The organism is Streptomyces sp. NPDC006733 (genome assembly GCF_040636125.1).
Taxonomy (GTDB): Bacteria; Actinomycetota; Actinomycetes; order Streptomycetales; family Streptomycetaceae; genus Actinacidiphila.
On record NZ_JBEYJD010000021.1, the window covers coordinates 136938 to 145661 of the forward strand.

The 8724-nt window shown below is 71.6% G+C and carries 11 protein-coding genes; all 11 read right to left on the bottom strand.

Annotated elements, in window-relative coordinates:
- Positions 1–4: 4 nt before the first annotated feature.
- Positions 5–841, bottom strand: a complete 837-nt coding sequence (locus tag ABZ721_RS20300; protein WP_358790017.1) for an amino acid ABC transporter permease — start codon at positions 839–841, stop codon at positions 5–7.
- Positions 838–1482 (bottom strand): amino acid ABC transporter permease, encoded by a 645-nt coding sequence (locus ABZ721_RS20305; RefSeq protein WP_358790018.1) that lies wholly within the window; start codon positions 1480–1482, stop codon positions 838–840. Before ABZ721_RS20305 ends, ABZ721_RS20300 begins: the two co-directional genes overlap by 4 nt.
- Before the next feature lie 14 nt (positions 1483–1496).
- Entirely contained in the window at positions 1497–2396 is a 900-nt protein-coding gene (locus ABZ721_RS20310) for a glutamate ABC transporter substrate-binding protein (RefSeq protein WP_358790019.1), read from the bottom strand.
- Between the two features lie 60 nt (positions 2397–2456).
- Positions 2457–3194, bottom strand: coding sequence for an amino acid ABC transporter ATP-binding protein (locus tag ABZ721_RS20315; RefSeq protein ID WP_358790020.1), 738 nt, complete (start codon positions 3192–3194; stop codon positions 2457–2459).
- Between the two features lie 185 nt (positions 3195–3379).
- Entirely contained in the window at positions 3380–3631 is a 252-nt protein-coding gene (locus ABZ721_RS20320) for a TfoX/Sxy family DNA transformation protein (RefSeq protein ID WP_277440729.1), read from the bottom strand.
- Between the two features lie 152 nt (positions 3632–3783).
- The gene (locus tag ABZ721_RS20325; RefSeq protein WP_358790021.1) at positions 3784–4221 is read right to left on the bottom strand and encodes a DUF6278 family protein; all 438 of its coding nucleotides are present in this window, start codon (positions 4219–4221) and stop codon (positions 3784–3786) included.
- Positions 4222–4296: 75 nt separating this feature from the next.
- Positions 4297–4659 (bottom strand): cupin domain-containing protein, encoded by a 363-nt coding sequence (locus tag ABZ721_RS20330; protein WP_358790022.1) that lies wholly within the window; start codon positions 4657–4659, stop codon positions 4297–4299.
- Between the two features lie 95 nt (positions 4660–4754).
- Positions 4755–5534 (bottom strand): exodeoxyribonuclease III, encoded by a 780-nt coding sequence (locus ABZ721_RS20335; RefSeq protein WP_358790023.1) that lies wholly within the window; start codon positions 5532–5534, stop codon positions 4755–4757.
- A gap of 83 nt (positions 5535–5617) precedes the next feature.
- On the bottom strand, positions 5618–6265 hold the full coding sequence (locus tag ABZ721_RS20340) for an MBL fold metallo-hydrolase (RefSeq protein WP_358790024.1): 648 nt from the start codon (positions 6263–6265) through the stop codon (positions 5618–5620).
- Positions 6266–6323: 58 nt separating this feature from the next.
- Positions 6324–7601, bottom strand: coding sequence for a 4-carboxymuconolactone decarboxylase (gene pcaC, locus ABZ721_RS20345; protein WP_358790025.1), 1278 nt, complete (start codon positions 7599–7601; stop codon positions 6324–6326).
- Between the two features lie 50 nt (positions 7602–7651).
- On the bottom strand, positions 7652–8548 hold the full coding sequence (locus ABZ721_RS20350) for a SigB/SigF/SigG family RNA polymerase sigma factor (RefSeq protein ID WP_358790026.1): 897 nt from the start codon (positions 8546–8548) through the stop codon (positions 7652–7654).
- Between the last annotated feature and the right edge of the window lie 176 nt (positions 8549–8724).

Sequence of the window (8724 nt, forward strand, 5' to 3'; positions counted from 1 at the left end):
CCCGTCAGATCTGCTGCGGTGGTGCCGTCGTGACCGGTGCGCCCTTCGCCTTGGGGTTGTGCCGTTCACGGCGGGCCAGCCAGTTCGCGAACCACGACAGCAGCATGCACATCCCGATGTAGATCGGCGCGATCACCATCACGACCGGGATGAACGGCAGGTCGTAGTCGAGGTTGGTGGCGATGAGCTTGCCGTTGTAGAGGAACTCCTCGTAGGTGATCAGGTAGCCGAGCGAGGTGTCCTTCAGCGCCACCACCAGCTGGCTGATGATCGCGGGCAGCATGGCGCGGGCCGCCTGCGGCACCAGGATGTACGTCATCACCTGGGTCTTGCGCATCCCGAGCGCGTAGGCGGCCTCGCCCTGACCGCGCGACACGGAGTTCACGCCGGTCCTGAAGACCTCCGCGAGCACCGAGCCGTTGTAGAGCGTCAGGCCGATGATCAGCGCCATCATCGGCTCGATCTTGAGCGCGATGAAGATGAAGAAGATCATCACCAGCAGCGGCATCGCCCGGAAGAACTCCACCACCAGGGTGCTCACCCAGCGGATCGGCCGGTGCTCGGAGAGCCGGCCGGCGGCGAAGACCGCGCCGAAGGCGAGCGAGAGCACCGCCGCCCAGACGAACGCCTTGAGGGTGTTGGCGAGCCCGGTCAGCAGCAGCCGCTGGATGCCCTGGTACTCGAACGGCACCCACTTGGTCGACTCGAACTGGCCGGTGTGGAAGAGCATGTAGATGATCCAGCCGACCAGCGCCGCCAGCACGGCCGTGGTGATCCACGCGTAGAGCCGGTGGCGCGCCAGCGCCTTCGGACCCGGGATGTCGTACAGCGCGCTGCTCATCGAGCGATCCCCATCCTCTTCTCCAGCACGTTGAACAGCGCGCTGATCGACAGTGTGATGATCAGGTAGCCGACGGCGATCCAGACGAAGGACCAGATGATGCTGTAGCCCAGCTCGTTGAGCGGCTTGTAGGTGCCGAGCAGCTCGGTGACCGAGAAGGAGCCGGCGATCGCCGAGTTCTTGGCGAGCGCGATGAGCGTCGAGCCGATCGGGGAGATCACCGCGCGGCCCGCCTGCGGCAGCACCACCAGGTTCAGGGTCTGGATGAACGTCATGCCGAGGCTGCGGGCGGCCTCGCCCTGGCCCAGCGGCACGGTGTTGATGCCCGACCTGACCGCCTCGCAGATGAACGCCGAGGTGTAGGCGGCCAGCGCGAGGACGGCGAAGGTGGTGAACGGCAGCCGCACCCCGAACCGCGGCAGCCCCAGCAGCACCGCGAAGAAGAGCAGGGTCAGCGGGGTGTTGCGCAGCACGGCCACCCAGGTGGTGCCGAAGACGCGCAGCGCCTTGACCGGCGAGACCCGGAAGCCGGCGATGATCACGCCGACGACCAGCGCCAGCACCCCGGCGTACAGCGTCAGTTCGAGGGTGCCGAGGAAACCCTTGCCGTAGAGGGAGAAGTTGTCGAGCAGTACGTTCATGTGCGGCGGCCCTCTCAGTACCGGTCGACGGCGGGCGGGGTGGGCGCCGGGACCCCGGACAGGCCGAGGGTCGCGTCGTACGCCTTCTTCCAGTCGCCGTTCTTCTCGTGCGCCACGATCGCGTCGTCGAGCGCGAGCCGCAGGGCGTTGTCGCTCCGGGCCACGCCGACCCCGTAGGGCTCCTTGGAGAACGCCTTGCCGACGAGCTTCATCTCGTCGGGCGCCTTGGCCGCGTATCCCAGCAGGATCGAGTCGTCGGTGGTGACGGCGTCGACCTGGAAGGTCAGCAGGTTGTCCACGCAGACGGAGTAGGTGTCGTAGGTGACGGGGATCGCGTCGGGGTACTCCGACTCGATGCGCTGGATCGGGGTGGAGCCCGCGGCCGAGCAGACCTTGCGGCCCTTGAGGTCCTGCGGTCCCTTGATGTCGTTCTCGTCCTTGCGGACCAGCAGCCCCTGGCCCGCGATGTAGTACGGGCCGGCGAAGCCGACCTGCTGCTTGCGCTTGTCGTTGATCGTGTACGTGCCGACGTAGTAGTCGATCTGCCCGTTGCCCAGCGCGGTCTCGCGGTTGGCGGAGGCGACCGACTTGTACTGGATCTGGTCCAGGCCGAAGCCGAGCGACGCGGCGAGCATGCGGGCGATCTCGACGTCGAAGCCGGCGTAGGTGCCGTTGGCCGGGTCGCGCTGGCCGAGGTAGGGCTGGTCGTCCTTGACCCCGACGACGAGCTTGCCGCGCCGGTGCGCGGAGCTCCACGTCTTCGAGTCGGGCAGCGCGAACTCCCGGTCCACCTTGTAGGTGGGCAGGTCGTCGGAGCTGGGCCCCTTCGCGGGAGGGCTGCCCTGCTTGCCGCAGCCCGCCAGCAGGGCCGCGGCCGCTGCGAGCAGCGCGATGTGCCGGATATTGCGTCGCATGGCGGTCCCGGGTCGTGGGTGGGGTCGGAGGCGTCGGCGGGGTCAGGGGCGTCAGTGGCGTCAGTGGTGGAGGATCTTGGACAGGAAGTCCTTGGCGCGCTCGCTGCGCGGCGCGGTGAAGAACTCCTCCGGGACCCGGTCCTCGACGATCAGTCCGTCGGCCATGAAGACCACACGGTTGGCGGCGGAGCGGGCGAAGCCCATCTCATGGGTGACGACGACCATCGTCATGCCGTCCCGGGCGAGCTGCTGCATGACCTCCAGCACCTCGTTGATCATCTCCGGGTCGAGCGCGGAGGTCGGCTCGTCGAAGAGCAGCGCCTTGGGGTCCATCGCCAGCGCGCGGGCGATCGCCACCCGCTGCTGCTGGCCGCCGGACATCTGGGCGGGGTACTTGTCGGCGTGCGCCAGCAGCCCCACCCGGTCGAGGAGCTCCTTCGCCCGCTTGTCGGCGTCCCCGCGGCTGAGGCCGCGCACCTTGACCGGGGCCAGCGCCACGTTCTGCAGCACCGTCTTGTGCGCGAAGAGGTTGAACGACTGGAAGACCATGCCGACGTCGGCGCGCAGCCCCGCCAGCTCCTTGCCCTCGGAGGGCAGCGGCCGGCCGTCGATGGTGATGGTGCCGGACTCGACCGGCTCCAGGCGGTTGATCGCCCGGCACAGCGTGGACTTGCCGGAGCCCGAGGGGCCGATGACCACCACGACCTCGCCGCGGCCGATGATCAGGTCGATGTCCCGCAGGACATGCAACTGGCCGAAGTGCTTGTTGACACCACTCAGGACGATCAGTGGATCCATGTGCGGCCCAGCTCACTCTCACCACGTCGGACGGTCGGCGAATGGGCAACCTATCCGGTGAAATGCGCATACGGGGCCGACACGCAGAGTGCCGCCATTAAGCTGATTTGCGGCGTGGGGTCGCCGACGGCCCGCGCCGCGGTTCGGCGCGGGTGCCTTCCGGGCGGTTCGCGTGCGGGCCGGGATCAGCCCAGGACCCGGTTGACCAGGGTGTCGCGCTCCGTCTGCGGGATGGCGGTCCAGCGGGTGCCGCGGATCGCGCCCTCCAGAGCGAGCAGGGTGTGCGTGCAGGCGTCCTCGGGAAGGTCGTCACGGATCTTCTCGAAGGCCCGGCCGGCGCCGAGCCGGCGCAGTTCGCCGGCGTCCTCGACGCCGCCGCGGCGCAAACGGTCGGCAAGGATTGCTCCGATATTCGGCATCTGCTGCAGGGAGTCCACGTCGCGCCTCCGGTACCGATCTGATCAAGTGGTGCGTTTCCGACATCATGCACCGTACGGCCGCGTGCGGAGGCGTCATTGCGCGCCGGACACGCCTGCCCGCCGTCGCGTCGGCGTGCCGCGGTCCATCAGTTCGGGTGACGGAGGGGCCGTCAGTTCTCGGACGCCTCGGCGTGTGTCTGGGACAGCTCGGGCGTGCCGCTCTCGGCCCATTCGTGGCCGATCCCGACCACGTCGATCTCCCGGCCGGAGTCCAGCTTGACCACCGGCAGGCCGTTCGGCCACACCTGCCAGGCGGCGCCGGGCACCGTGCGGACGATGACGGTCCCGAGGTAGAGACCGGCGTCGTTGCCGAGCCACGGCAGCACCTCGGGGTCGTCCCGCCACTGCGGGACCAGCTGGTCCAGGGCCGTCAACGAGCCCGGGGTGTCGTCGAGTTCGACCCCGGCGTCCTGGGCCTGGGCGCGCAGCAGATCGCACTCGGCCAGCAACTCGGCGACGCCCGCCGGGTCCGGCTCGCCGCCGTACACCGCCACCCCGCGCGCCGCCGGGTGCCGCTTGCGCCACTTGTCCAGGAAGGGGATGTCCATGCGGTTCAGCGTCGCACCCGGGGCCGTCCGGCATCTACAGGCGCGCGCGTCCTGTGACGGTTCGGGGACGGTGGGTCAGCAGCCGATCGCGTACGCCTTGCGCAGGGTCTCGTGGACCGTCCAGGTCGTCCGGTCCCCCTCGCGCAGGACGCAGACAACGCCGGGGCCGAGTTCGAGCGTGTCGCCGCCCGCCACCTCGACGGTGGCCCGCCCGCTGACGACCACGAACATCTCGTCGGCCTCGGTGTCGGTGACCACGCCCGGGGTGATCTGCCAGATCCCCCGCACCCGCGTCCCGTCGGCCGACTCCCACAGCACCTTGCCGGTGACCTCGGGCGCGCCCGACACGATCTGGGCCGGATCGAGCGGCTCGGGCTCCAGTTCGGCGTCGGGAACGCGGACGGCGAAGCTGGCGGAGGGCAGGTCAACGGTGCTCATGGGCGCCGAGCGTACGGGGCGGCGCGCGGGCGCGGGGACGACACGTTGTATGCCGTCCCGCGCCCGGCTGTACGCCTCGTAACGAGGCCAGCGGCTCAGACCGTCAGGTCCACGACGACCGGGGCGTGGTCGGAGGCGCCCTTGCCCTTGCGCTCCTCGCGGTCGACGTACGCGTCGCCCACCGCCTTGGCGAAGGGCTCGTTGCCGTAGACCAGGTCGATGCGCATGCCCCGGTTCTTGGGGAAGCCCAGCTGGCGGTAGTCCCAGTAGGTGTACGGGCGGTCGTACTTGAGCGGGCGCGGCACCACGTCGGTCAGCCCCGCCTCGCGCAGGGCCGCCAGGGCGGCGCGCTCCTCGGGGGTGACATGGGTGGCGCCCTCGAAGAGCGACAGGTCCCACACGTCCTCGTCGGTGGGCGCGACGTTGAAGTCCCCCAGCACCGCGAAGGGCCGAGGGCCCGCCGCGTCCTCGGCGACCGCCGCGCGCAGCGCCTCGAACCAGCGCAGCTTGTAGGCGAAGTGCTCGTGCGCGACCTCGCGGCCGTTGGGCACGTACACCGACCAGACCCGGACCCCGCCGCAGGTGGCGGAGACCGCGCGGGGCTCCTGCACGCCCTCGTACTCCGGCCCGCCCGGCAGCCCGGTCACCACGTCCTCCAGGCCGGCCTTCGACAGGACGGCCACGCCGTTCCACCGGCCGGTGGCGTTGACGGCCGCCTCGTAGCCGAGCTCGCGCAGCTCGTCGAAGGGGAACTGCTCCAGCGAGCACTTGGTCTCCTGGAGGCACAGCACGTCCGTGCCGGTGCTCTCCAGCCAGGCGATCAGGCGCGGCAGGCGGGCGGTGATCGAGTTGACGTTCCAGGTGGCGATGCGCATGGATCCGAATCTACCGCCCGGCACCGACAACCGCCCCGGGCTCCCCCGGGGCGGTGCGGCGCGGTCCGCCCGCACCCTTGGCGTCAGCCCAGTTCGACGGACTCGCCCGGGGCCAGCCGGTGGTGCTCGCCGCCGCCGATGCCGACGCCGTCCGGGCCGAGCATTCGGCCGTAGATCATGAACGCGATGTCGGTGAGCAGCCCGTCGTGGACGTCGAAGGCCCGCTGCGGCTTGACCTCGCGCAGGTAGTCGACGACCTCGGAGAGCTTGCTCCAGGGGGCCTGCAGCGGCAGCAGCAGGGTGTCGACGGGACGGTCGGGCACCGTCAGCGCGTCACCGGGGTGGAAGACCGAGCCGTCGACGACGTACCCCTGGTTGGCGATCCGCGGGATGTCCGGGTGGATCACGGCGTGCAGCTGCCCGTGCACCTCGATGTCGAAGCCCGCCGCGGTGAAGGTGTCGCCCTCGCCGACGGTGTGCACCCGGCCGGGGAAGGCCGCCGAAACCTGGTCGGCGACGCTCTTGAGCGTCCAGACCTCGGCGGCCGGGTTGGCGTCCAGCGCCAGCCGCAGCCGGTCCTCGTTGAAGTGGTCCATGTGCTCGTGGGTGATGAGGACGGCCCCGGCACCGGCCACGGCGTCCTCCTCCGTGAAGGCACCGGGATCGATGACGAGCACCTGCCCGTCCTTCTCCAGCCTGACGCAGGCGTGGCCCTTCTTGGTCAGCTTCACTGTTGCTCCTCGGAACGTTATCGGCGGTATCGATGTGCACCGGGTCGTACGGGAACCATCATCGCGGAGGCGCGCCGGCCGGCCCGGCACCGCCGACCGCCGTCTCCTCCTGGATCACCCGCTGCGCCACCGCGAAGGCCGCGTTCGCCGCCGGGATGCCGCAGTAGACGGCCGTGTGCAGCAGCGTCTCGCGGATCTCGGCGGGGGTGAGGCCGTTGCGCAGCGCCGCGCGGGTGTGCGAGGCGAGGTCGTCGAGGTGGCCGCCGGCGGTCAGCGCGGCCAGCGTGATGACGCTGCGGACGCTCCGGTCCAGGCCGGGGCGCGCCCACACCTCGCCCCAGGTGTAGCGGGTCATGAACTCCTGGAACTCCCCGGTGAAGTCGTCCGCCGCCGCGGCCGCCCGGTCGACGTGCGCGTCGCCCAGGACCTCCCTGCGGATCCGCAGGCCCTCGTCGTACGGGTCCGGCCGGCCGGCCGGCACCGCGGCCGGCTGCTCCTCGGCCCGCGGGGCGGGCGGCGCCTGGAGCACCGCCGTGGTGGAGGCGGCCGCGGGCTCGGTCCAGGCGGCGCCGAAGTGCCGCACCAGCAGGTCGCCGACGGCGCCGGGCTGCTCGACCGGGGTCAGGTGGGAGGCGGCGGGGACCACGGCCAGCTTCGCGTCGGGTATCCCGGCGACCAGCACCCGGGCGTCGGCCGGCGGCGTCGCGGGGTCGTCGGCGCCGCCCACCACGAGGGTCGGCACCAAGATCCGGCCCAGCTCGTCGCGCACGTCGTGCGCCGCCAGCGCCTCGCAGGCGGCGATGTAGCACTCGGCGTCGGTGGTGCGCACCATCTGTACCGCCCACTCGACGATGGCGCTCTGGGCGGCCCGGTAGCCGGGGGTGAACCACTGCTCGGGCACGGTGTGCGAGAACTGCCCGAGGCCGTTGGCCCGGACGACGACCCCGCGCTGCCGCCACGCGTCGGCGGTGCCGTGCCGGGCGGCCGCGGAGACCAGCGCCAGCGCCGCGACCCGGTCGGGCCGCGCCAGCGCGATCCGGACGCCGACGGCCGCGCCGAGCGAGCAGCCCGCGTAGCCGAACCGGTCGATGCCGAGGCCGTCGAGGGTGGCGAGCAGCCGGTCCGCCAGCTCGGCGACCGAGGCGGCGGGCTCGGCGGGCGCCCCGCCGTGGCCCGGCAGGTCGTAGCGCAGCACCCGCCAGTGCCGGGTCAGCTCGGGCAGCTGGCGGTCCCACATGTGCCAGGTGGTGCCGAGAGCGGGTCCCAGGATCAGGGTCGGTGCGTCTTCTGGCCCGTCAACGCGGTGCTGCAGGGTCTTGGCCGTCGTCTCGCTCACCTGGTAACGCTTTCACACCGGGCCCTTGCGTCCGGGAGGGGGTCGGGGGGTCAGGTGCCGTCGCCCGGTGCGTCGGTGAGTATTCCCTCGCGCAGGCCGGCCAGGACGCGGTTGAGGAGGCGGGAGACCTGCATCTGGGAGACGCCGAGCCGCGCGCCGATCTGGGTCTGCGTCAGGCCGTGGCCGAACCGCAGCCGCACCAGGGTCTGTTCCTGCGGGTCGAGGCGGCCCAGCAGGCCCTTGAGGGCGTGCACGTTCTCGACGTTCTCCAGTGCCGGATCGCTCACCCCCAGCCGCGCGGTCAGGGCCAGGGCGTGGTCGTCGGCGTGGCCGGTGCCGCCGGCGGCGTCCAGGCACTCGGCGCTGTAGCCGTTGCTGGCCATCATCACCTCGACCACCTGCGCGACCGGGCGCTGCATGTACGCGGCCAGCTCGGCGGTCGTGGGGTCGCGGCCCTGCCGGCCGGTGAGGGCGTCGCGGGCGCGGGCCAGGTCGATGCGCTGCTCCTGCAGGCTGCGCGGGACGTGCACGGCCCAGCTGGTGTCGCGGAAGAACCGTTTGATCTCCCCGCCGATGTACGGGATCGCGAAGGTGCTGAACTCGACGTTGCGGCCGACGTCGAAGCGGTCGACGGCCTTGATCAGGCCGATCGTGCCGACCTGCACGATGTCGTCCCACTCCTCGGGGCGGCCGCGGAAGCGGCGGGCGACGAACCGCACCAGGGACAGGTTCATCTCGATCAGCGCCGTCCGCACCTGCTCGTGGCCGGCGCTGCCGTCCGGTTCGGCGCGCAGGCGCAGGAACAGCGCCCGCGACAGGGCCTTCGCGGCGTGCGGGGCCACCACGGCGGCCGGCTGAGCGCCGGACGGCTCCGCGCCCGCCGGCTCCGCGCCCGCCGTCGGGCCATCGGGCCGGAGGGACTCCTGGGTGGGGGCACGCGTCGCCATCGATCCCGCCCTCGTCTGTGTGCGCCGCCGAATGGCGCTCGCAGCGGCGGCGGATGGGGAACCAGTGCACCCGATCCTCACCCGGCCGGGGCCTCCGGCCGGCGGAACCGGCCCGTGGAGGACGCTTCTTCACCCGAACAGACCGCAGGACGCCCCGCGGCTCCCGCCCGAGGGGC